11 protein-coding genes are annotated in these 25,337 nt (G+C 49.1%); 5 read left to right on the top strand and 6 right to left on the bottom strand.

What is annotated here, in order from left to right:
* Positions 1-32: 32 nt before the first annotated feature.
* From K5Q99_RS01340 to K5Q99_RS01325, 4 genes are read right to left on the bottom strand one after another with little or no spacing between them, the layout of a single operon-like run.
* Complete coding sequence (locus tag K5Q99_RS01340) at positions 33-6,044, bottom strand: hotdog fold thioesterase (protein WP_281422413.1); 6,012 nt, start codon at positions 6,042-6,044, stop codon at positions 33-35.
* Positions 6,041-8,260, bottom strand: a complete 2,220-nt coding sequence (locus K5Q99_RS01335) for a PfaB family protein (protein ID WP_220775799.1) — start codon at positions 8,258-8,260, stop codon at positions 6,041-6,043. The genes K5Q99_RS01340 and K5Q99_RS01335 overlap by 4 nt, the downstream gene beginning before the upstream one ends.
* Positions 8,257-16,344 (bottom strand): type I polyketide synthase, encoded by an 8,088-nt coding sequence (locus K5Q99_RS01330; RefSeq protein WP_220775798.1) that lies wholly within the window; start codon positions 16,342-16,344, stop codon positions 8,257-8,259. Before K5Q99_RS01330 ends, K5Q99_RS01335 begins: the two co-directional genes overlap by 4 nt.
* Positions 16,341-17,210: a helix-turn-helix domain-containing protein gene (locus tag K5Q99_RS01325; protein WP_105249738.1), complete on the bottom strand. Its 870-nt coding sequence runs from the start codon at positions 17,208-17,210 to the stop codon at positions 16,341-16,343. The genes K5Q99_RS01330 and K5Q99_RS01325 overlap by 4 nt, the downstream gene beginning before the upstream one ends.
* A 785-nt stretch (positions 17,211-17,995) precedes the next feature.
* Here K5Q99_RS01325 and K5Q99_RS01320 point away from each other — a divergent pair.
* From K5Q99_RS01320 to K5Q99_RS01310, 3 genes are all read left to right on the top strand, one after another.
* The gene (locus K5Q99_RS01320; RefSeq protein ID WP_220775797.1) at positions 17,996-18,889 is read left to right on the top strand and encodes a 4'-phosphopantetheinyl transferase family protein; all 894 of its coding nucleotides are present in this window, start codon (positions 17,996-17,998) and stop codon (positions 18,887-18,889) included.
* Positions 18,890-19,080: 191 nt separating this feature from the next.
* Positions 19,081-19,626 (top strand): hypothetical protein, encoded by a 546-nt coding sequence (locus tag K5Q99_RS01315; protein WP_106649998.1) that lies wholly within the window; start codon positions 19,081-19,083, stop codon positions 19,624-19,626.
* Between the two features lie 88 nt (positions 19,627-19,714).
* The gene (locus K5Q99_RS01310; protein ID WP_006085223.1) at positions 19,715-20,455 is read left to right on the top strand and encodes a sporulation protein; all 741 of its coding nucleotides are present in this window, start codon (positions 19,715-19,717) and stop codon (positions 20,453-20,455) included.
* 48 nt (positions 20,456-20,503) lie between these two features.
* Here the strand turns inward: K5Q99_RS01310 and K5Q99_RS01305 are convergent, their stop codons facing one another.
* The gene (locus tag K5Q99_RS01305) at positions 20,504-22,492 is read right to left on the bottom strand and encodes an alkyl/aryl-sulfatase (RefSeq protein WP_220775796.1); all 1,989 of its coding nucleotides are present in this window, start codon (positions 22,490-22,492) and stop codon (positions 20,504-20,506) included.
* 123 nt (positions 22,493-22,615) lie between these two features.
* On the opposite strand from K5Q99_RS01305, the gene K5Q99_RS01300 reads away from it, so the two are divergent.
* Entirely contained in the window at positions 22,616-23,557 is a 942-nt protein-coding gene (locus K5Q99_RS01300) for a LysR family transcriptional regulator (protein WP_220592458.1), read from the top strand.
* Between the two features lie 94 nt (positions 23,558-23,651).
* On the opposite strand, the gene queF is transcribed toward K5Q99_RS01300, so the two are convergent.
* Positions 23,652-24,509 carry an NADPH-dependent 7-cyano-7-deazaguanine reductase QueF gene (gene queF, locus K5Q99_RS01295; protein WP_220592459.1) on the bottom strand — a complete coding sequence of 286 codons (858 nt, stop codon included), beginning with the start codon at positions 24,507-24,509 and terminating at the stop codon, positions 23,652-23,654.
* A 59-nt stretch (positions 24,510-24,568) separates the two neighbouring features.
* Here queF and syd point away from each other — a divergent pair, with 59 nt between their 5' ends.
* Positions 24,569-25,219: a SecY-interacting protein gene (syd, locus tag K5Q99_RS01290; RefSeq protein WP_220775795.1), complete on the top strand. Its 651-nt coding sequence runs from the start codon at positions 24,569-24,571 to the stop codon at positions 25,217-25,219.
* Positions 25,220-25,337 lie beyond the last annotated feature (118 nt).

Below are 25,337 nucleotides of genomic sequence, written 5' to 3'. Positions count from 1 at the left end.
GTAATTAGCGTCTTTCTAAATGAGCAAGGTGATTAAGCTTCTTCAATACAGATGGCGATATCTTTAACTTCATAAATCCGCAGGCCGTCTTTACTCAAGTTGGCATCGCCCATAATGATGCGTTTACCATTGTCGTCTGTCACGCTGGTAATGTGAACATCCAGCGACATCTGCTTGTTTAATGGGTTAATTTGGCCACGATACTTCCATTTGATATCCGACAATATCTGGCCAAATTTTGGATTTTTAAAGCCCGCACCAAGGTCTTGGTCAATCGCATAGGTTTGCATCAGCTCGATAATGGCTTCAACCCCTAATGAGCCTGGCATTACCGGATCTTGATGGAAATGGAATTGGAAGAACCAATCACTCGGGTCAATCGTGCGCTCGGCGTATAAATAGCCAAGGCCCGCTTTACCGCCGGCTTTCACGATTTCAGCCTTGTCGATAAAGTTAAGCTGACCGCCCGCTAAACGGTAATGTGGCTGACCTTGTGGGGCGTTAAAGCTGCGATGCTGTTTATCTAACAGATTGATTTGGCTATCGGCGGCTATACCATTTTGCACATGCCAAGGTTGAGTTGTCTTGCCGTTGTCTATCCCAAGTTGGTTTTTCAGCGCATCGCCCTTGAAGTAACCAAATACCGCTTTACCTTGGTAGAAAGGCTCGCCATCGCAGCTTAATTCAAAACTGAAATTCTGAATGATGTTGCTGCCGGCAATCACAGTCGATAACAGACGTGAGTCGTTTACTATGGTTTTGCCGCGTAAATCCACGTGACGCAGCAACTTACCACTACCGTCTAAGTTACGGAAAAACAGCTCTTGGCCGGGGAAACCCAAGGTGGTGCCCATATAGCCTGAGATAAAGCCATTTGGCTGCAGTGATATTTCCATCAGCACAGAATAGGGCATCACAGCTTGATGGCTGTTTTTAGCGTAATACCAAGCGTTTGCTGGCACTTCATATTCGGCGATGCATGATGACGGCTTTTTCAGCTCGCCGCGTTTGCCATCAATGGCAACCACGCGGGTGGTGAGCTGTAAATCACCGCAGGGCGTGCGCGGTGGAATTAGGCCGCGATAGATACTGAAATCAGGGCCGAAGCAGTTTTCGATGTCGCCCGTGGCAAATTCGAACATATGATACGGCGTGAACGGCAGGGTGTCGGGCACGCGGTTAGCATACTTAGAATCCGCTGGCGCAATCGGCGCGCTCACATGCTTAAGCGGCACTACGCCTTTGTTGGTTGGCGCAGTTAAATCGGGCTGCTGGGCCATTAGCGGCGCAGCTAAGGATGTTGGTGTTGTCGAGGTAAGCTGCGCATTCTTATTAGCTGTGTTGGCATCGTTATCCGCAAGGTAGCGGGTACATTCGGCTTCTTCTTTGATCATCACCCCAAGGTTTTGGAAATCCACCACCACTTTGCCATTGAGCAGAATATCGATATTCGCTTTAGCATAGGGGCGCGGGCTCATGCCTATTTCGGTGATTTCCATGCGATAGGTGAGCAGGCCAGATTGCGGCAACACTTGACCGCGACAGCGCACTTTTTGAGAGGCGTTTTCGAGCGGTTGGAAACGACCGTTTTTTACTCCTCCTTCTTCTGTGCTGGCGTGCATACCAATATGCAGCATAAAGAATTGCAGTAATTGGCCACAACCTTCGGCCATTAATGATCCCGCCATCACTTGGTCGCCCTTGAAATGACACGGGAAATACCAATGGTCGGCTTCGAGCTGCTTATGGCCTTCAACTGAACCTAAGCCCCACGCACCGCCATGCACCTCAAGATTGCTGACCTGTTCAATCATCAGGAATTTTTCAGAAGCAAAACATAAAGAGGGCTGCAGCCCATATTGGGCTTGATGCGCCGCATGGGCACCGCCAAAACAGCCACCGATATCGGCGCTGAGCAGTTTATGGATTTGACTGTAATCAAATTGGTTTTGTGCGCAGTTAAGTAGCGGAGTAAAGCGCGGCTTATTGGGATTATTGAGCGCAAGGTTACGGGCTTTGATTTCGGCTTCGGTGCTAATAACGCCCTTGCCGTCGGCGAGTTCCTTGTCGGTGAAGAAGCCGGCGCAGCCGCCATCCATTTTCAGGATCAGCTTATCGCCCACAAAACATTCGTAGGAGAAGAAGAACAACAAGGTATCGCCATTACGGGCAAAGTTGTTGATGGAAATATCGTAGCGCAGGGTGTCGCCACCGCGCGGTAAGTCGCCAAGGAAGGTCAGAGTGCAATCGAGCAGGCGATAAACGCGCTCGCCCTTGTTTTCAAAATCGATACCTAAGTAGCTGATCAGCATTAAGTCGCATTGACCCGATTCAACCGCTACGGCCCAAGGAATTTGGCCATCGACCAAATACGGCGCGTCCACAGGAATGTCGTATTCCGTGGTCATAGTGCAAGGCTCATATCGGTTCATCTGGGCGTTTAATTTCGTTACCCGAGACACCAGCAAATAGTCCGTGGTTGGCAGGCGTACACGGCGCGAGTAGCTGTCAATAATGGCGTAATCTGGGCCAAAAACCTTAGCAATATCACCTTCGGCGTACTCGACTAAATCCGCATAATCCCAAATGCAAGGCTTGCTTAGCGGCGTTGGCGGCGTGTACTCAGGCACTTTTGCATGGTTTGGATAAAGCACTTGGTTTGGATAAAGTGCAGTATGTGGAAGAACCGCTGGCGCAGATGCCTGAACAATGGCTTGCTGCTCCGCTGGCGTCGCTTGGCCATTGACGGCTAACTCGGTGGCAAGCTGGGCTTTCATCAAGGCATCGGCCAGTTTTAAGCCCTCTGCACGGCTTTGCAAAAAGGCTAAATGGGCTTCACGGGCGAGTTGCTGATTACGTAAAAATGCCGCGTCTTTTAGATCTGCGTGAGCGGCAGTGTTGTTGGGCGTGCTTAGGGCATTTATTGGCATACTGCTTAATGTCTCTTTTGGTAGCGCCGTAGTTGGGCAGCTTGGTGCAACGCGATTAGTGTCTTTGCTTGCTATTTGGGCCAAATGCTTGCGTTGGCTGCGCGCTGGCAATGCCGTCATGGCTTGGGCTTTTTGTTGTATTGCACCAAGGTAAGCGAGCGGGGTATCCAGGATATGCTGATAGATATCGCGGCCTCCGAGTGTCACTTGTTTTATCAAGTGTTTTTGCTCAGAAAGCGTTAAGTCTTGTTCAAGTCTTTGCTGCAAGTTGTGCGCTTGCATGGCACTTTGGCTGAGCAATAACTGCGCGCACTTACCTTGGCTAAAGGTGGCTACGAGCGCGTGCTGCGCTTGAGTGTCCGGTTGCGTTTGGTTTTTTAACTGCGCTTGATTTTTCAGCTGAACTTGATTTTTTAACTGAAGCAGCGCACTCAAGATACTCGCCATTCCCGCCGCAGCAAAGTTATGGCCTAGGGTGTCTGCGGCTTGGCTGCGCGCACTCACACTCGGCAACAGGGTATTGGGTGTCAGCGCTGGCTCGCTTCGTTGCTCAACCGCAATACTGGTTTCAATCAAACTAATCTGGCTGCTATTCACCTTGGCTTGGGTTAGCAAGTGATCGCAAATCCGCGCCGTGTTGCTGTTGCCTTGGGGGTCATATACAGCGCCAAACACTTGGCCGCTAATGTGACCATAGCTGTTGCCAAAGTTGTTGCTATTGGCATCATTAAGTTGAACATTCGTATTTGAATTTTCAGCAGTGAGTACCAGCGCGCCGGCGCCTTCACCGACTTTCCAGCCTGTGTCTGTTGCATTCAATGCCACTTTAGATACCGCGTTTTTAAGCACCACTTGCTCTAGACTGCCACTTAAATCGACGGCGGCGATCACTACGGCATCTAAGGATTCTTGGGATAACAGGTTTTCGGCCACATCGATACAGCGGGCGACTGACAATTCTGCCGCCGAAATGGTAAAGGCAGGGCCGTTAAAGTCCCACAGGGAGGCGATGCGTGACGCCATGATGTTGCCAATAAAACTGGTATATTGGTTCAGTTTGGCGGCATCGAGCACGCTGTCCATGGCGATTTTTTCAAGGGCGAGATACTCAGTTTGTGTGAGTGTTATCCCTTGTTTTTTAAGGCTGTCTGCCAATTGAGTGTGCAGATTCACTCGGCCACGGAACTGGTGTAATTCCAGCTCTGTTTCCATCGCCACTAATACAGCTACCTTGCCACCTGGCTTTAAGTTCGCATCACGGATCGCTTCATCGGCCACTTTGATCAGCAGCAGTTGCTGGGAGATCAGGCGATCATCCTCATTGGGCGGCACTTTAAAGCGCAGGAAGTCAAAATCGAACTGGTCGATATAGGCGCCCTGCGGTACAGCAGGCAAGCCAAAGTTAGCTAAGATGTCAGGATGTTTATCTAAGCCTTTCCAGCGTTTAGCGGGCAGTGGAATGAAGGCGTTTTGCTGAGAGCTAATCGCGTTATCCAGTGCATTAATCGACGATAAAGGCCCGAAATGCGATGCTAAGCCAATGATAGTTAACGGCGTGTGCTGATAACTGACTTGGGCTGCACTCTGCGTATGCTGGCTGCTGGTATTTGCCGGTACATAGGATTCCAGCAATAAATGTGCGTTACAGCCGCCAAAACCAAACACAGAAACACCCGCATGGCGGCGGTCATTGCCAGCTTTATCGGGCCACGCATGCATTTCTGTCGGGAGGTTTTTAGCGCTAAACAACCCCTTAGGTGAGGATATCGGCGCCGATAAATTTATACTGGGCGGCAAGCGGCCCGAGCGCATGGCAAAAATCATCTTCATGATCCCCGGCATGCCCGCGGCCGTGAGTAAATGGCCTAAGTTGGATTTTGCCGAGCCAATAAGCGGCACTGCAGAGCCCGCGAGTTTGTCCTCAAAAAAGCGCTCCATCGAGGCGAGTTCGACCTTATCCCCAAGTGGCGTGCCCGTAGCGTGGCATTCAATCACTTCGATATTGGCGGGCAGTGTATTTGCGGCACTGTAGGCGCGCTCGAAGGCTTGCACTTGGCCCTTGCTGTTGGGGCTTAATACAAACTGGCCTTTACCGTCGTTCGACAAACCAATGCCGCTGACGACGGCATAGATGTTGTCGCCATCGCGCTCGGCATCCTCCAAGCGTTTTAACACTAAAACCCCAGCGCCTTCGCCAGCGAACAAGCCTTTACTGTTGCTATCAAAGGGCGCCGAAATACCGTGATCTGGATAGGCGTGGAAAATCGAGAATCCCATGTTGATAAAGAAAGGATCGGCGCCCGATACGGCGCCCGCTAGCATCACATCGGCCTTGCCTGTGGTTAGGTAATCGCCGGCGAGTTTGAGCGCATAAACCGAGCTGGCGCAGGCGGCGTCCAGACTCAACTGAGTGCCACCTAAACCGAGTGCATCGCTGACCAGTTTTGAGGCTGTGTGGGCAACCGCGCCATTGGCGATGTTTAAGGTCTGACTATTGGCATTGAGGTCGTTAACTGAGTTGCCAAAATCAGTCAGCTGAAACGCGCTTTGATTCAGTTTATTTTGCAGCGCCTTTTCAACGGTTTGGTGATACAAGGGCAAAAACAGTTCGTTGGAGCGGGCAGTGGGGAACGACAAGGTTCCCATTACGACACCAGTGCGCGCCAGTACGGCATCGCTTGGGGTAATCCCTGCGTCTTGCAGAGCTTTACGACTGCAATCGAGTGCCCATAAAAAGCTTTCATCTAAACCATCAAAGGCGGACTCAGGCAGTTGATAACCCTTGGCATCAAACTCAAAGTGTTGAATGTAGCCGCCTTTATCGCAGTAAAAGCGATCAGACTGACCTTGCACACCTTGGTAATCGGCGGGATTAGCATTGAGCTTTTCGCGGCTAATTTGGCTGCGAGAGTCTTTTTTATCCAGCAGATTTTGCCAGAAGGTGTGTGGATTATCGGCGTCGGGATACTGAGTCGCGAGACCGACGATCGCGATTTTTGACGCACTGTTTGATGCGTTTTTTGATGCATAGTTTGATGCGCTTTTTGACTCATAGTTTGACGCAGTCATAGGCACGCTAGTGCTATCAATCCTAGGGGAATGCTGAGAACTCACTGGGGTTCTCCTTGTGGTGATACTGCTGATGATAAAGGGGCTGCGTTAGCACTAAATGGCGGCATGAGCGGCGCGAGCGACAGCGGCACTCTGTGGCTTATCAGCTGAGCTAAACACTTGAGTAAGCTGGTAATCGCATCGGCACCTTTGGCATTGCAAGCAATGGCGGCTGTCGCCGCGTTCGCAGTGCTTTGGCTTGCATGGGCGTGGCCGATTTTATCTATGAGTGTGCTGGTTTGCCTATCGGCGCCCACTTCGACAAATAGCCTTGCGCCTTGCTCGGTGGCATTTTGAATGAGCGCACTAAAGTCGAGTGGCGAACAAAAGGTATCGGCAATCGCGCGGCCAATGCTGTGGCTATCCACTGCCACTGGCGCAGTTTGCGCTGCACTGATAAAGCGAATAGGCGAGTCTTGCGCCGCTGCTTTTAGCGCCTCAGCTTTTAGCGCTTGCGTATAGAAATCTTGTACTTGTCCATGGACTAACATGGCGGGTGCGGTATGCATGGCCGTGACGCGATTAGCGGCAATGCCGCGTTTACCTAACGTGGCAAGCAGGGCTTTGCAGCTTGTTTCGCAGCCAGCAATGACGCAAGTATCACCTTGAATGATGGCTAAGTAGGCGCGAGGAAACGCTGGCAATAATGCCTTGATTTCATGGCTACCTGAACGCACCACAAAGCTGTTCCACACTATGGCTTCATTATCCTTAAGCTGCCATGCCCGGCGCACTGCGGTTAGCTCGCCAGAAATCGCATGGTTGAAAATATCGCTATTTTCGGTGGCGTTGATCATTGCGTGCGGGGTTTGCCACACATCAAGGCTTGCCCACATGGCGGCTTCGCCCATAGAGTAACCGAGTGCCATTTTGGGCTTAATATTAAAAACTTGGGTGAGTAATTTAGTGAATAAATAACTGGCCCCCACGCCGCTAATCGCTTGCTGGCTTAAGCTCATGTCTGCTGCGGTTTTAACATCTGCTGCATAAATTTGCGGAGATTGCAGCATGGCGCTTAAATCGCCTTCACGTTCTAGCTGGTGATACAGCGTGGGGAAATATTCATGCAAGTTATTGAACATATTGGCGTAAACCGTGCCAACGCCGGGATAAACAAAGGTCAGTCCTGCATTCCCTAGCGGCTTAGCGGTAAAACAGCTGCCTGCTGGGGTCTTAAAGGCTTGACCCTGATGACGAACCGCATCATTTTCAAGCGCCGCAAGCATGGCGTTGGCTTCAAGTTTCAGATCATCAATCGATGCCGCCATCAAGACTAATGCCAGTGGTGCGTTGGCATCATAGCGTTCAAACCAAGGTTTGAGTTGCTCAGCGCGAAAGTCAGCGTGCAAGCCGGCGCCATTTTCCAGTGTGCCCGTACTATTTTCTAGAGTGTTAACTCGCTGCAAAAGTTGTAATAGTTGCGCTATGAGTGCATCAATATTGTCAGCACTTATCGGCACAAACAGCCGGTTTTTATCAACAAGGGCTTTGGGCACGATAACTTGTGAGCCTTGGGTCAGCACAATACTTTGGTTTAGATGTCGAGATTCATCCGTTTGACTTGACGTCTTTGCGACAAGATTTAAGCACAACACCCGTGCTTGATGTTGGTCGCTAAACCAATAACCCGTTTGCTGATTTTCCCCTTCTTTACCATAAAGCGGCGCTTGTGTTCGCGCGGCGAGGGCGGTTACGCCTTGGCGCAGCGCAAGAAATGCCTCGTTGAGAGTGTTGGCGACGAGCTGATGCTGAACGGTTTGTGCAGGACTACGCTTTGCCGCCGCTAATGCCTTAATAGCAACAGCTGCCGCATTAGCTACAGCCGTATTCACGTCACCTGTCGCCCCATTGCCAGCGGCAAAGCCTGCAATGAACCCGTGGGCGTGGAGGCGCAGTTTGGCGGCGCGTAAGCCATCGAGCAAATACAGAGACTGGGGCAGATTGCCATCATTGAATTTAAGTTCAACCAGCTTGCCTTGCTCAAGGGCCGTCACCGCTTGACTCAATAATGCAGTAAGCGACTGTTGCTTATGCACTATTGGTTCATGTGTTGGCGAGAGGTCGGCATCTACAGCGCAAATCTGAACGCTTTCATGTTCCGCAAAACTCCCTAATACTTGGGCTGAGTGAGAGTCAAGGTTGAGCGCATCGCCAAGCAACACTGCAATACGCAGTGGCTTGGCGTTATTTGTCGTTGTTAAAGGAGAGGCTAAGTTCACTCGACTTTTGCCTCCACGCTTTCAATGGCTTTATTCGCAACTTTATTGGCAACTTTATTCGCTAAAAACGCACCGTTAAGGTTTTTGCTGATGGTGACTTTGGCGTTGCTCATTTCGCAGCTTAAGCGGCCATCTTGATGATATAGCGCGATATTGGCTTCAAGGGCGCGGCCAGAGTGTTTCACCACCTCGAGCACTAAATGGCCTTTATCGCCAAAGGCAAAGGGCGCATGGGAGATAAACTCACCAATGCTTGATGGCAAACTTGCCGCGCCATATTTGAGTCGTGCCCACACCAGCATTGCCTGTAGCAACAAATCTTCCGCAAAGGCTTGTGAGCCTTTAGGCGTGAGATTAGGTACAAAATCCCCGCAGTCCGCTAACGCAACATGGGATAGGCTCACCTTGGCGATTAAGCTCGCATCGTCAAACTTCACCACCGACTTAATACCTTGCAGTCTTGGGCCGTGGAACAGCGTGCCGTCGCTGTAAAGGCGGCTCGCGGTTGTGATGGCAGAAAGTCCTGCCAAGCTTTGCGCGTCAAAAGCAGTTGCTTTGTTCAAGCTGCTAGCCGTGTCATCAACCACTAAAATAGCTTGATATTGCGGACGACCTTCAAAGCTGATTAAGGCATTGAATGCTTGTGCATTATCCAAGGGCGTTAGCTTAAGTTCCAGCATGATGGGGGCTGCACTTTCTAACACTCCATTTTGTAACACGGCAGTGTCGAAAATAATGCCCTTCAGCAGCTTGTAGCTTTGCACTTTGACAGGCTGCTTGAGCACGTCAAAGGCGGCTTCACGCATCCACTGAATCGCGCACACAGTCGGCAATACGGGATTACCATTAATGCAGTGATCTTCAACAAAGATCATTGCCTTAGGGTCCAGTGTGCGCTGCAGTGTTAGCGGTTGCGTGAAAGCGATTGCAGCAAGTGTTGATGCCAAAGCATGCGGATCCGACGCGTCAGTGGTCAGATCCGCTTCAGGCTTTTTTAGATTGCTACCTTTAGTTTCTTGTACTTCGTTAGGCTTGTCGTCATGAGGTGCGCTGCCTTGCATATCAGTACCGACCAGCAATTGTGCGCCTGTGTTGCTCAACAATTGGCTAGCAAATAACTCAGCACCCGCCTTTAACGGGATCACATACACACCGCGATCGATAAACATCTTTTTCAGCGCAGGATTCACCATGCCGCCGTCCCACGGACCCCAATCGAAGCTCATCACCTTGGCATTGGGCAGTTGCTGCGCCAATTGCAGTGCGGCTTTGTTGAGTATGTCGTTGGACATAGCGTAATCGCTTTGGCCGGTATTGCCGTAAAAACCTGCCGCCGATGAGAACAGGGCAACCAGCTTTAGCTTATCTAAATCCAGTGCGGCTAGCAGATTGCTAATGCCTGTGACCTTAGTGCCATACACCCGTGCCAACTCATCTAAGGTTTTGTCTTGGATGTGTTTATCGGCGAGCACGCCCGCACCATGGATAATGCCAGTAATAGGTGATAACTCAGTGATCGGCACTATCGTGCTGGCGATCGCATCAGGGTTGTTAACATCGAGACTTAAGTACTCAGCGCTGGCGCCTACCGCGGTAAAGGCTGCTAGTGCGGCTGCAATTTCTAGGCTGCTTTGCACTGGCCATACTAAGGCATCCACTTGTTTTGGCGTGGGTTTCTCGCCCAAGCTATGAATGTGGGCAATAGCAGCGGCTTTAAGTTCGCTGTTATTTTTGCCCTGTGCCCAAGCGGGAATCGCTTGTTGGCTGCTTCTGCCGGCAAGGATAAAGTGCGCCTTGCTGCGTTTGGCCAAACTTAGCGCACATTCAAAGGTCACGCCTTTTGCGCCGCCGGTCACCAGAATTTTATCTGCACTCGTTAAGTTCGCTGCGCCGTGGCGGATATCTGCCTTGCCTGCCACTAAGGTCACGCGCTCAAGTGCTTGGGCTGCGCCTTGGCTAACACCGACTTCTAATAGCTTATCAGTTGCAAATAGCTCAGCGATAACCGCATTGGCCAGTTGTTTGGCATCAAGTGCGGGCGCGATATCTAAGGCGCGGCAATGCACACTTGGCCACTCGTGGCTTAAGGTTTTCGTCAGGCCTGATAACGCTGCTTGGTTTAATTCGCTATTGGCAATTTGGCTGTGGTTGAGGTAGCCAAATCCGCCGTCGATACGACTGACGCTGATAAAGCTACTTTGTCCAGTGACCAACAAAGGTTGCAAGTGTTTAGCGAACAAGAAGGCTTGCTCGACCGACGCTTTGGCGACATTGGACAACACTAAACCTTTCGCATCGGCGGCGGTTTTATGTTGCGGTTGCAGATGAATAAAGCCTGCAACCGTACCTAACTTTTTGATCTCATTAATGACATTGCTAATGCTAGCATCGTCAATCGCGGCCAAGGTGAAGCTGGCAATATGGCTATCAAGCGGCGATGCACCAGTTACAAGGCTTTCTGGTGAGCGCACAACCGCGACCTTGAGACCTTGAGCATGCAGCTTCTGGGCAAGTACACCGGCATTGTGACCATCATCGCTAATGATAATGCAGCCATCTTTAGCAAAAACGCGTGTTAGAGCCTGTTGCGCTGATTGCTTTGACGATTGCTGTGGCGATAGTTGCGTTAGCTCAGCCGCCGCTGGCAACTTTTTTAGCACCACCTCGCTATGGGGTGGTAAATCATGTGGGGGCAAATCGATAGTAGGTTCAGGTTGAACGACAGCGCCAACTGCAGCTGTATTCTGGCTTACCGCGTTTTGGCCTAGCTTGCTTTGCATATAGCTTACGATTTCACCCAAGGTGCGACACTCGGCCAGATCTTCAGGATTCAGCTCAGGTAAGCCCGGCAGTTCGTCTTGCACTGTGCCTAGGATTTCAACGCGCTTGATGGAGTCGATACCTAAATCAGCTTCCATATCCATGCTCAGTTCTAGCATTTCAGTGGGATAGCCTGTCTTGTCTGCCACCACAGCCATCATGGTTTGTTGGACTAATGCAGCGCTTAAACCGCTGGCGGCAGGTACGGCTGTTACAACTTGAGTGACTACATTTGCTGTTGAAATCGGCGTAGCAATAACAGATCCCGCAGCGGGCAGCTTGCTATTCATATAGCTTACGATTTCGCCTAAGGTGCGACATTCGGCGAGATCTTCAGGATTCAGCTCAGGTAAGCCCGGCAGTTCGTCTTGCACTGTGCCTAAGATTTCAACGCGCTTGATAGAGTCGATACCTAAATCGGCTTCCATATCCATGCTAAGTTCCAGCATTTCAGTAGGGTAGCCTGTCTTGTCAGCCACCACAGCCATCATGGTTTGTTGCACTAAGGCAGCGCTTAAACCGATTGCGGCAGGAGCTGCAATGGTTTGAGCAACTGGCGCAGCTGTCGAAGCAATAGCCACCGCTGCTGGTAATTTGCTATTCATATAGCTAACGATTTCACCCAAGGTACGACACTCGGCCAAATCTTCTGGGCTAAGTTCAGGTAAGCTCGGCAGTTCGTCTTGCACTGTGCCTAGGATTTCAACGCGCTTGATGGAGTCGATACCTAGATCGGCTTCCATATCCATGCCAAGTTCCAGCATTTCAGTCGGATAGCCCGTCTTGTCGGCCACCACAGCCATCATGGTTTGTTGTACTAACGCAGCGCTTAAACCGCTGGCGGCGGGCGCGGCAATGGTTTGAACAACTGGCGCTGCTGTCGAAGTAATAACCCCTGCTGCAGGTAATTTGCTATTCATATAGCTAACTATTTCACCCAAGGTACGACACTCGGCCAAATCTTCTGGGCTGAGTTCAGGTAAGCCTGGTAGCTCGTCTTGCACTGTGCCTAGGATTTCAACGCGCTTGATCGAATCGATACCGAGATCGGCTTCCATATCCATGCCAAGTTCCAGCATTTCAGTGGGATAGCCTGTCTTGTCAGCCACCACTGCCATCATGGTTTGTTGCACTAACGCAGCGCTTAAACCGCTGGCTGCAGGAGTTGTTGGCGCTGTTGTAGAAACTATAACTTGGTCAGCCGCTGGTAATTTGCTATTCATATAGCTAACGATTTCACCCAAGGTGCTACATTCGGCCAAATCTTCTGGGCTGAGTTCGGGTAAGCCCGGCAGTTCGTCTTGCACTGTGCCTAAAATTTCAACGCGCTTGATAGAGTCGATACCTAAATCGGCTTCCATATCCATGCCAAGCTCCAGCATTTCAGTGGGATAGCCTGTTTTATCGGCCACCACAGCCATCATGGTTTGTTGCACTAACGCTGCACTTAAGCCGCTCGTTGCTGTTGCCACAGGTGTCACTTCTGGCATCACTACAGCAGGCATGACTAATGCAGGAGCGGCAGGTGTAACTTGTACAGTCGCAGTTGGTGCATAAGCAACGGGAGCCGTTTGCACAATAGGCGCAATAGATGTGCTAACTGCTGGTCTCGTTGCAACAGCTTGAGTCACTGGTGCGGCATTGTGTGGCATTGTCGTTGCAGCAACAGCCGCTGGAGCAACAGGTGCAGGAGTCGGCGCAGTTGCTCGTGGCTGACTTGTAACCGCTGAGGTAAAGTTAATCGGTGTATTGTTTAACATCGCCAAGGCCGCTTGGCTGCTACTGCTTTGTAGTTGCATAAATTCGGCGTGGCTTTGCAGGGTTTGCGCTTGATGCTGGTGGAACATTTCCATTGAGCGTTGCAGGCTTTCTGGGATTGCAATGCCAAGGCTTGCCATCTTGGCTTGTTCTGTCATCAGCGTGGTGAAGGTATCGCCGTATTGCTGCGGGATAGCTAAAAACTGTTGATGCAATTGCGCTGCTTGAGATTGTGCGCTGAAAAATGCGGTTAACGCATCGGCGCTGACGTTTTGTGTACTTGGGCTCACCTGCGCCGTCGCTTGTTGTTGGTGATTTAAGCCTTGCGTCACGCTTGGGAGTTTTTGTTTCATTTCAACAGTTGCCACTTGATTCGCTTCCACTTCTATTATTTTTTCAACCACTTTTTCGACGATGACTTCTTTCTCAACGATTTTTTCGACTTCTTTTTCGATAATCGTTTCAACGATGCGATCCACATATTGCACTTGGCTAGTCACGCTGCCTGTGGCGAGGGATTTAGCCATCTTAGCTTGGGTTGCAGCACTAATATGGTTAGTGGCGGTGAGTTTGATGTTCATCGCTGATGGCGCTTCACGTTCGGCAATTTCTTGTGACGTGACGGCTTGATAGGGGTCAACCTCAGTTAACGCCACGCCGGCTACTGCCAGTTGCACTGCGGCTAAGCGTAATTGACTGTCACTGTCGCCCTTAGGATTCGGGTTCATGCTGACAAGGCAAAGCTCATTCAAGTGTTCACCTAAGGTATTTTCAACTAACTTTTGCAGTATGTTCTTAGGGCCAAACTCAACAAACACACGGGCGCCAGCGTCATACATGGCCTGCAGTTGTTCGCTAAAGCGAACCGATTGCAGCATATGTTGCTTGAATTCTGCTTTAATCGCTTTGCCATCGGTTGGGTGTAATTGACCCGTGCCGTTGGCATAAAGTGCGACTGAAGGCGCGCTGAATTTAGCTTTATCAATGGCTTTGGCAAATGGCTTTTGTGCGTGTCCAACCAATGGGGTATGGAACGCGCCTGAGACAGGCAGGGCAATCGCTTTAAAGCCCTGTTCGCTAATGGCTTTCGCGGCCAGCTGAGTTTGCTCTGTGCCACCTGCGATGACTAATTGCGTCGGCGCGTTGTAGTTGGCAATTTTAACGCCATCAAACTGGGCTAAACAGCTATTGATCGCATCGATATCATTCTTTTGCTTAAGAATAATCGCGAACATGGTTCCTAAATCAACTTGAGTCCCAGTATCGCTCGGCACTTGCGCCATGGCATGCCCACGGGCGAAGGCCAGTTCGACGTAATCTTCATTGGAAATCACGCCTGCCGCGCAAAGGGCTGACAATTCACCAAAGCTGTGACCTGCCACCATATCGGGTGCAAAACCCGCTTGCGTTAATAGCGAATATTGCGCCATTGAAACTGCGCCTATGGCGCTTTGGGCGAACAGGGTATTGGTCAGCGCCGCTTCTTGGGCTTTAACTGCATTGGCATCGAATGCCGGAATAGGGTAAAGGATGTTCGATAACGGCGTTTGGCCGTGGTGAGCAAATACCTTATCACTGGCCGTCACTTGTTGGCGCATTTCCGGGAAATGGCAGGCGAGTTCGCGGCCCATGTTCAGGTACTGTGAACCTTGACCAGCAAACAGGGCCGCTACTTTCTTTGATTCATTTTTAGCGACCAAGGCATGGGAGCGGTAGCTGATCCCAGACGGTAATTGCCACGCCTCGCTTGCACTGGTTTCTAGGTGCCCGCTTTCTAAATGCGCAATCGCTTGATTTAGCTGAGCTTGTAGCTGAGCGATATCCTTAGCCACAAAACCTAAACGGGCATCTGTGTCTGCCAGCGGGCGCAGCGGATATTGCTGAGCGATAGCGTTCAGGCTCGCAGCGCTGCTCTTATTCGCGTTTGCGCTTGTGTTCACGCTTTGGCTCAGCGCAGCTTTTAACTCGCTAAGCAGCGCGGCTTTATTGGCTGCGGCAAACAATAGTGTCTGCGGCACACTGCGCTGACGATATTGCTCATCGCGGCTGTGCTCAGGTTTGTATTCTTCTAATACGAGATGGAAGTTCGTGCCACCAAAACCAAAGGAGCTTACACCTGCACGGCGCGGCGTTGCATCGGCGCGCTGGAACCATGGGCGAGTTTCGGTATTTAAATAGAATGGTGAGCTTTCGATATTCAGTTTTGGATTAGGCTTGCTAACGTTAATGGTCGCAGGCAATACCTTGTGGTGCAGCGCTAGCGCGGCTTTGATCACCCCAGCAGTGCCTGCTGTGGATTTAGTGTGGCCCACTTGGGATTTCACTGAACCTAACGCGATATGTTGATTTGTGTCATTGCCTTGGGCAAATACCGATTTTAAGCCATTAAATTCAGCCACATCACCTGCGGCAGTACCCGTGCCATGGGCTTCAACTAAGCCAATGCTGTGCGGGGCAAAACCTGCATCGTCGTAAGCGCGTTCGAGAGCTTTAGCTTGGCCCTCAGGGCGCGGCGCATAAATACTCTTAAACTTACCGTCAGATGAGGCGCCAACGCCTTTGATGACGGCATAAATTCGGTCGCCATCGCGCTCGGCATCTTCAAGGCGTTTAAGCGCGACCATGCCGATCCCTTCGCCGATCATCATGCCTTTTGAATCGATATCAAAGGGTTGAATGGTTTCATTGGTGGTGAAGGCAGGCGTTTTTGAGAAGCTCATGTACATGGACGGCGAGTTGTCGGTACAGACACCGCCAGTGATCATCATGTCGCTGCGACCTTCGGTCAGTTCCGTCAACGCCATACGCATAGCGGCAAGCGAGCCCGCGCAGGCAGCATCGACCACGCAGTTCATGCCGCCAAAATCAAACCGGTTGGCGATACGGCCTGCAATCACGTTGCCTAAGGACCCTGGGAAAGAGTTTTCTTCCCAGTGGATATATTGGTCTTGGAACTTTTTGATCAGCATTTCGCTGTCTTCATCGCTCAGGCCACTGCTTTTGAATACTTTTTTCAATACTGGATATTGCAGGCGCGAGTTCAAGCTCTGACTGATTTTTTGACCACCGCCCACGCCTAGGGTGATGCCGATACGGTCACGGTCGTAATCGGTGGGCAGATTGGCGTCGGCAAGCACTTCTTTGGCGACAATCAGCGACAGCAGTTGCGAGGTATCTGTTAGCTCAAGAATATTGGGTGGCAGACCAAATTCCATTGGATTGAAGTCGACTTCTGGTAAAAAACCACCGCGTTTACAGTAGCTTTTATCGGCTTTGCTTTTGTCGGCATCGTAGTAATCCTCGGCGCGCCAATGGGTGTCTGGGATGTCAGTAATGGCATCGATTTTTTCGCTGATCAAATCCCAAAATTTATTTAAATAACGCGAGTTAGCGAAGATGCTGGCCATGCCGACGATGGCAACGGGCATATCTTTTAAACGTTTGTTGAGTCGTTTATCTTTTTTTGACTCAGTCGCAGAATTAGGTACAGAAGGGGTATGGCTCATAAAGAGTCTCCACGGGTCGACCTAGATACGGTGACCTTGTTTTGGGATTTAGCCGCGCTTGTCTTTGGCGTGCCATGGGCACCGGGAAAACGGGCTAAGAAGGTGTGATAGTTGCGAACGAGCAACTTTCGTAAATGAAACGGCCCATGTTTGAGGACATAGGCGATATATCTATTGGTCGCTTGGGTATTGCTGTCTTGATAAATATCGAGGTAAATCCAATCACTTGCTGTGTCTACGCCTAATAGTACTGAGCTTGGAGCTTGCTCAGTGAGCTGCGGCGGTATGGTGAGTGACACCACTTGCACCACAGTATTGCCGTCGGTACTCGGCAATGCGAGCGCCTTAGCCAAGGTTTCTGGATTGACCGTATAGGTTTGGATATCGCTGCCTTGCGTCACAGGCAATTGATTAAAATAGCGTTCGGGGACTTGCGGTGCTTCAAATTCATCGAGCCGCGATATGCCGTAGCGCTTTAAGCAACGGGCAAGGCCGGAGCGCGACACATTGGGATTAATAAAGGTTTGGGTGACGTTGAGCAATCTATCTAAGGTGAGTCTGAGTTGATAGCGTAATCCCACCACCACATATTCTTCCATCGGCGTGAGCGTGGTATTGAGGTGATGGGGCGTGTTCGAACTGTTACTAATGGACTCACGCTTCCGCCATTTACGGACTGTTGCCTCGGTAATATTTAAAATTTTTGCCAGCTGGCTGACGCTCAGATCCGATTGCTGGATAAAGAGTCGCATTTCAGGCGTAGTGGTGGCGTTTCGATGCCGAGGTGCGCTGTCTTTTTTCGCCGCTTGAGTCGTGCTCTTAGGGGCGTAAGACGGCGCTTTAGATTGAGAGTCGCGAGCTGCCATTAATAATAATTATCATCCGACATAATCTATTGGGACTGATAAGCGATAGTAGCTGAGTCACGACTGACATTGAGGACTCATGTCGCGACACCCATAGTAAAACCTGTGCTTATCATCTGTGTCACTTAATGGGGATGCAGATTACCTGAGGTTTCGGGGCGATACAATCATCTGGGACTGGAATTTATTGGCTTTTGTTGAGTAAAGGTATTTTCTGTGCGTTATGTTGGGTTTTCGCTGGCCGCTTGGGCTTTTTAATACTTTGATAGTGGAAGAGTTAAATTTTTAGCGGCGATAAAGGCCGCTTTTTTGAGTTAGCGGGGTAAAATAGCCCAATATTGGCTTAAGCCTCCTCTGTGATGAGTGAAACTGTGCGGCTGAAACGGCTAACTTGAGCGACTGTTTGTGTGGCTTATAGCGTTGAAAACGAGCTAAAGATGGGCTAGGCATTGCACTAAATATTGCGTTGTAGATTTCGCCACTTATTTTGCTACTGATTTTTTGCTGGCATTGGCTCTAAGGCTTGATATAGCACTGATCCGACTATATAAGATGGCTAATGAGTCAGTTAATAGTGAACCCAGATAAATGAACCCGAACAATAATAAATCCAGATAAATGAACCCGAACAATAATAAATCCAGATAAATGAACCCGAACAATAATAAATCCATATAAATGAACTCACATAAATGAATCCTGAACAGAATGCCGCTAAGTGCTCTCCAGAAAGCCAGCCAATAATAACTCATCAGCCGCAGAGCTTGGTACAGCTAGGCTCTCGAATGACTGACTCTCTAGCATCTAGCAAAAATGGCGTGAATGTGGATCTATTTTTTATTCCGCTGCATGATATTTCAGTGGCCAAAACATCACTCGCCGAGTCTTGGTTAAGTGAGGATGAACTGGCAAAGGTTGCGCGTTATCGCGACCCCAAGGCGCAAATGAAGGGATTACAGGTCAGGGCGGCGCTGCGGGCCGTGTTATCTCGCTATGCGGATTTATCGCCACAGGCGTGGTGTTTCGAATATGGCGCTAAGGGTAAACCGAGCTTAACGACGGCATTACGGCAGCAAACTGGGCTTGAGTTTAACCTAAGCCATAGCGGCGATTGGTTATTGATTGGTGTGGCTCAGTTTCATGGCGTTGAGTCTGGTTTATTTGGGGCCGATATTGAAAGATCGCGGCCGAAGACGGATATCTATCCAATCCTAAATCATTATTTTTCTCCCCAAGAAACGTCAGCCTTGCTCGCTCTCGCCGATGAAGCGAGTCAGCGGCAGCGCTTTTTCGATTTATGGGCGTTAAAGGAGTCCTATATCAAGGCCACAGGACTCGGTTTAGCGCAGTCGCTTAAATCTTTCGCCTTTGAGCTAAAGCCGTTCGAACAACTGGCAGTCGAATCGCTTGAGCTATCCTGTCAAGATGCCGCATTAAGGCAATCCTGCGGCGTAGCAGAGAGGCTTAATGTTTATCCACATATTTCATTACAAGTCCCGCTACAAATTCCAATACACACACTGGATTTAGCAGACCCTATGCATTGGCAGGCACATTTTGGTCGTTTGACCGAGGAGTATCGCTTTGCCATTAGCCTAGCGCATGCAGGTAACGCCAGTCTTCCTTTAACGCTAACCGCACAGCTGAGTAGTATAGAGTGCTTACTTGCTGCTGATTAACGACGAAAGAGCGTGTTTTTTTCACGCCAGTAAACTCAGTTAAACCGCTGAAGTTCGCGATCGCATTTAGCCATGGTTCTTTCTCCGTCTTATCTTGCTATCAACCGTTTTATTCATCTTCGGTTAAACATTGCTGGGTATAGTCACGCCGATAATATTTTGAATTTGAATGGATTAAATGAGGTTTAGCAATGAAACAGATTAAGTGCATGTTGCCGGCTACTATGCTGGTGTTGCTATCTGGTTGTGGTTATTTTGGTGGCGATGAAAAGCAACAATTAGAGCAGGCTTGGTTAGCCCAAGATCCACAATTGCAGCAAGTGGTTGAGCAAATTCGTGCTAATGGCTTAGATGTTGTGGCCCAAAGCGCAGCGGCGGGCACAGTTTCGGCCTGCGTGGCTGAAAAACTGAGCCAAGATCCGCTTGGCAAGTTAGTGAATGTTGAGGGCTCGCTGGTGGAGTCGGCCAAGGTGGCAGAATTGCTGGGTGACTTACAGAAAGTGATGGAACAAGACATCAGTTTTGATCAGGTCGCGAGCTTGCTGCAAAAAGGCGCCGATGCGGCGGCCTATGCTAAAAGTCTCATTGAGCAACAAGGTTTAGATCAAGCCTTACAAAGCCTTAAGCAAATGGCGACTGCGAGCGAGCAATTTGCCCAACAAGACTTAGGTGCGCATTTCCAGCAATTATTGCTTGAGTGCAAAACTGCAGCGCCAACGCCAGGTTCTGCGAACTAATTCTGCTTTGTTAATCTGACAACATTATCCTCAATCACTTGGAACTAGGTTGATGATAGTTAATAGGTTCACTGGATAAGGAACCCCTATGTTTAAAAAAATGCTTGCCTCTGTCGGAATTGGCGGCGCGAGTGTCGATACTTTACTGGAAGATAATCGCTTGTTGCCGGGCCAAATGTTTAACGCGACAATCGTCGTTAAAGGCGGCAATGTGGCGCAGAGAATTTCGGGACTCGACTTGGCGTTAATGACTAAAGTTAAAGTGAGTACAGATAATGGCGATTATTTTAAAAATCATAAACTTGCAACTTGGCGTTTAAGCGATTCTTTTGAGATCCAAGCTGGTGAAGTGCGCAACATTCCTTTCAGTGGTAAGTTGCATCCTGAAACGCCATTTACTCAGTTACCTGTGCGGAATAATCAGTGTCAAGTTTGGCTGCAAACAGGTGTAGATATTGATTCAGCGATTGACCCTAGCGACACCGATGTTTTGGTTGTCATGCCTACACCAGTTCTTGAACATGTGCTTAATGCTATGTTTAGTATGGGTTATGTACTTTATAAGGCCGATGTTGAGCAGGGATTCTTGAATACCCGCGCCTTTCGCTCAACCTCTGGATGTTATCAAGAATTTGAGTTTAAGCCGCGTAATCTAGGGTTAAATACGATACGTGAGATTGAAATCTCTGTGGTGTGCGAAGCTGAGCAAACCCATTTACTGCTTGAATTAGACAGGGCATTTCGCGGTGATGGCTATTTGTACTTTACGTTAGCCAATAACGCTAGCGCCAGCCAAGTGTTAGAAGTGTTCAAGGCGAATATACGCTAGTTAATCTTTTCCATAAAAACGCCCTGAATTATCAGGGCGTTGATGTCACTACTTCGCGTTCGGAAGTGGGACGATTTCAAAGTTTTCATCAAATTTTACTAAGGTCGACGCTATCTTACCGAAGGCTGCTTTATCGCCTTCTAGTTTGGCCGTGCCGTTGGCAAGTAAGTCTTTGAGGGTCACTTTGCCGAGTAAAATCCCGGTAATGTCACGCTTATCAATATAAAGATTGGTATCGGCCTCTATTGGTTTATCAACCTTAATATTGCTTAAGTTACCGTTGCTTAACTCGACGTAGAGTGTTTCTTTAGTGTCAGGGTTAATCACATTAAGCCTTAACAGTCCAAGTTCAGCGGCCTTGATACTATCGACTTTGACGGCGAGGAAGTCGAACAGAGTCGAGATATCCATTTCACCTAAAATATCAGCCGAGGCCGATTTAGGGGCGCCGGGTTGGATCCCTGTGCGTAACTCTTGGGCGCCAGTAAGATAAATGTTGCGCCAGCCTGCACCCTCCGCTTGGTAACCCAGTTGCTCATAGGTATCGGCCAGTAATTGTCTTGCCTTTTCGTTATCGGGTTCTGCCATGACCACTTTATTCAGTGCCGTTGCCACGAAACGGTATTCGCCTTGGGCATAGTCGGCTTTAGCATGTTTGAGTACGGCTTTAGCACCGCCCATATACTCGACAAATTTGGCCGCTTCATCCTTTGTCGGCAGTGGGTTTAAGTTGGCTGGATTCATATCGAAATAGCCTAAATACATGTTGTACACGGCTTTGGCATTATGGCTGTAGGTGCCATGGTAACCATTGGTATACCAAGTATCACGCACCGCTTTAGGGATAGTGGTTTGAATCGCATCGCCAATATCTTGAATACCTACACCATTATTGGCTAAACGCAGGGTTTGATTATGCACTAGACCATAGTTATCCCTTTGCATTCTGAGATAAGCATTGACATCCGCATTGCCAAAGACAGGTGCTGAATGGGCCTCAAAAAGAACCTGCGCATCATCGCCAAAGCGTGTCAGCAATGCATTGATGTCTTTAGACCATTTGATGGCGTCACGGACTTTTGCACCGCGCAAGGTGTAAATGTTGTGCATGCCATGGTAGGTGAGTTCACCCGTCCATAAGGCCTTCATTGAGGGAATATAGGTGGCCATTTCTGAGGCGGCTTCTGTGCCTGATGCATCCATAAACACCATGTCGATGCCATCAATAGTGCGTGTTTCCCACTTATCTTTGCTGTTGAGGGTGATATCGGGTTTCACGTAGGTCACTTCGCCTTTGGACAATCCTTTTGCGAGTGCGGCATCGACAATGCCTTGCTCGTTGCGCTCTAATGTTGCGCCGTATTGATAGGCGGCGCGGCGGCTCATGGCATTACCGGCGAGAACATTTTCGTCGACAATTTCTTTGGTAATGTTATTTGAACCATAGACTTTGACCTTAGGGTACATGTCTTTAATGGCGCGGGAACCGCCAAAATGGTCCGCATGGCTGTGGGAATAAATCATAGCGACCACAGGTAAGTCATTACCCTCAGGCAAGTTTTTTAGGGCAAATTCCAATGATAACTTTGCCGCTTCTTTGGTGAGCAGCACGTCATAAAGGATCCACCCCGTTTTACCGCGGATAAGCGTTAAGTTCGACAAGTCAGTACCGCGAACTTGGTAAATCCCCTCTGTGACCTTGTATAAGCCGTTAGACACCATATTCAACTGGGCTTGGCGATAGAGTGAGGGATTGACTGTGTCTGGGGTTTTGTCGCCGATAAAGCTAAATTCAGTGCGCAAAATGGCGGCTGTTGGTTCATCGAGTTCGGCGATGAGATTTTTAGAAAACTCTTCAAAGGCTTTTTTATCGGTGTAATTTAGAGTGGCTGCAGTGGCCTTGTTGACCTCAGTAGTTTGCTGGGTCGCAGGCTTTCCCTGATAGTGCAGGCTGATATGTTCATGCTCGTGTTCTGCCGCTGTCGCGCTGAGGGAGAACGTTGCGATAATACTCAATGTCATCAAAGATTTTTGCATAATTTTACCTACAGATAAGAGAGATAGTGTCGTTGATGGTTTGAGTATAGACAGCTTGTGTATTTAGATAACTCGAGTTAGCTTGGGTTGTAATATTCATATTGTGAATGAGTGCTTTCCCTTATGCCGACACAAAAGCCGTTAGATTTAAACTTATTGCGCGTGTTTATGGTGGTTTACCGTACTCGTTCCTTCACCCAAGCGGCTGATGAACTGGATTTAACTCAGTCTTCAGTCAGTAATGCGATCAGCCGATTCAGGGTATGGGTCGGGGAGTCATTGTTTAATCGGGTTGGGCGAGGAATTGAGCCGACAGCGGTAGCGCGGGAAATGTACCGTAAGTTTGAGCAGCCGATGGCTGATATTGAAACCGTATTGCTAGGGTTTGAGCATTTTGACCCAAAGTGTAGCCAGCGGCGCTTTTATGTGTATGCCAATGAGTCGGTTATTGAAGCGCTACAAACCGGTGTGCAGGCGTTATTGCAGGATGCGGACATTGAAGTAATTTTCCGTGAATCACCACCTCAGGAGGCTGATTTATATCGCGATATCTTGCTTGAGCGGGTTGCGGTGGCGATAGACATTAAACCCGCGCAGCAAAGTTTGCTCTCGAGCAAGTTACTCTTCACTGAAACCTTAGTGTGTATCGTCAGTCGGCAGCATCCGCGGATTCAAGGCGCCATCACCCATGAGCAGTATTTTGAGGAGAAACATGTTTTTTTGAATATGCGGCGTTTTAATCTTACTGCGGGGGATTTGTTTACCGAAGGCGTGTTGCCAAGGCGCAGGATGTATAGTGAGCAGTCATCCTTATTGAGCATGTTTGCTACCGTAGGCAAAAGTGAGGCGATAGGCATAGCGCCTTTGCGGTACGCTAGTCAGTACGCCGAGATGTTCGGCATCCAAATTTTACCTATGCCACTGAAAACAAGACCCATTGATTTGTATATGGTGTGGAGCAGTAAATACACCCAAAACCCGAGTCATCAATGGCTGCGAAATTTATTGCTCGATGCCAGTGCGAGTACAGTCAATGAAAAAGCTCTGAATCTTGTTAGCAACTAGGGCTAGTGATTCAGAGCTTAGTGTCGGTTTTAACCTTGGTTTTTGTCTCAGTGCTAAACGTTAGTTCGAAATTTGCTAGTCGAATGGGCGTTAATTACTGCCTTGCGAGTCTGTGGCTTTCACCAGGTTGCTCGAAGTCACTGCGATACGGGTTGATATCTAAACCGCCGCGGCGCGTGTAGCGGGCGTAAACGGTTAATTTAGTGCAATGACAGAAACGCTTCAAATCGACAAAAATCCGCTCGACACATTGCTCGTGGAACTCGTTATGTTGGCGGAAAGAAATCAAATAGCGCAGCAATTTCTCGCGATCGATTTTAGGTCCTTGATAACGGATCATTACGCTGCCCCAGTCGGGTTGCGAAGTGATCAAACAGTTGGATTTCAGCAGGTTTGAATTAAGCGTTTCCGCAACCGTTTGCTTATCGTCCGTGCTGTTTTCCAAGTAATCAGGATTAAAACTATAATCGCTGACTTCAATATCGAGATCGTCAATACACGTGCCTGGTAACTCAATAATACGCTGAATGCCAAAGCTTTTTGGTTCGATGATTTTAACGCTAACATCACCTTGGGCACATTGACTTAAGTCTGCGACTAAGGTCTTTTGCAGTGAATCTATGCTATCGAACTTGGTTTGATTAAAGCTATTGAGATACAGTTTGAACGATTTCGACTCAATCAGGTTCAGGCTTTCATAGCTTAAATGAAACTCAGCTATGGCCACCATAGGCTTACCTTTAGCATTTAACCAAGACAGCTCATAACCCGTCCAGATATCGGCACCATGAAACGGCAAGGTCCCAGTCAGTGCAATAGCATTACGGTTTAGTGAGCGTGGAACCCCTTGCAGCAGCGACGCATCATACTCGGCTTGATAGTCTGTGGCTTTACCTAAAGTCAGGCCAACAAGCGCTTGCGCATCACTATAGGGATCGTGATTCTGTGTCATCAATACTGTTTCCATGTCAAAATAGGCGCACATTATACCTGAAATTGGATTGTGCTTAAGTGTCTTGTCTGCTCGCACTCGATAAATTTTTGCAAAACTATCATCAAGCTTACCTAACGAGTTTAGGTGAACTACCGCGTTATTATCCACAGGGTGAGCCTTCTGTGTGTATTCAAGGCGAATTTCATGCTGATCTTGACCAAGCGGTTTCTTGGCAGCCGGTGAAACGCGAAGTCGAAGGCAGTTTTGCCAATGTTGAGCATGCGCTTGAGTTGACTTTGTGGCCGGAAATTAATCATTTTTACGGTTTGTATTTTTCTGCGCCATTATTGTTCGACTCAAAATGGGGCACGGGTGAGTTACTGCAAGTGTGGAATGAGGATGATTTTACCTGCCTGCAGCAAAATCTGATTGGTCATCTGATGATGAAGAAAAAGCTCAAGCAGCCACCGACGTGGTTTATTGGCCTATTAGATGAGGGCGATAAAATGCTCACCATCAATAACAGTGATGGCAGCGTGTGGATTGAAATCCCTGGTGAAGTGCAATCAGAGCAATTGGCCTCGAGTTTGACTGCGTTTATCCAAGCAATATCGCCACGGATAGCACCGCCCGTTAAACATGAAGAACTGCCGATGCCCGCATTAGAACATCCGGGGATTTTTGCCAGCTTTAAACGTATGTGGCAAAACCTCTTCGGTAAACGCTAGTTGGCGGGAGCTTGACGCTATCTTGCGGCGAGCTCTCAGCCTTCTACCACGTTTAGCCAGAGTGTGAATGCTCTACCACACTGAGTTTGAGCGTGAACGCTCAACCTAAGCATGGCTT

The sequence above is a fragment of the Shewanella hafniensis genome, assembly GCF_019655335.1.
GTDB lineage: Bacteria > Pseudomonadota > Gammaproteobacteria > Enterobacterales > Shewanellaceae > Shewanella > Shewanella hafniensis.
This window is presented reverse-complemented; position numbering and strand designations above follow the sequence as displayed.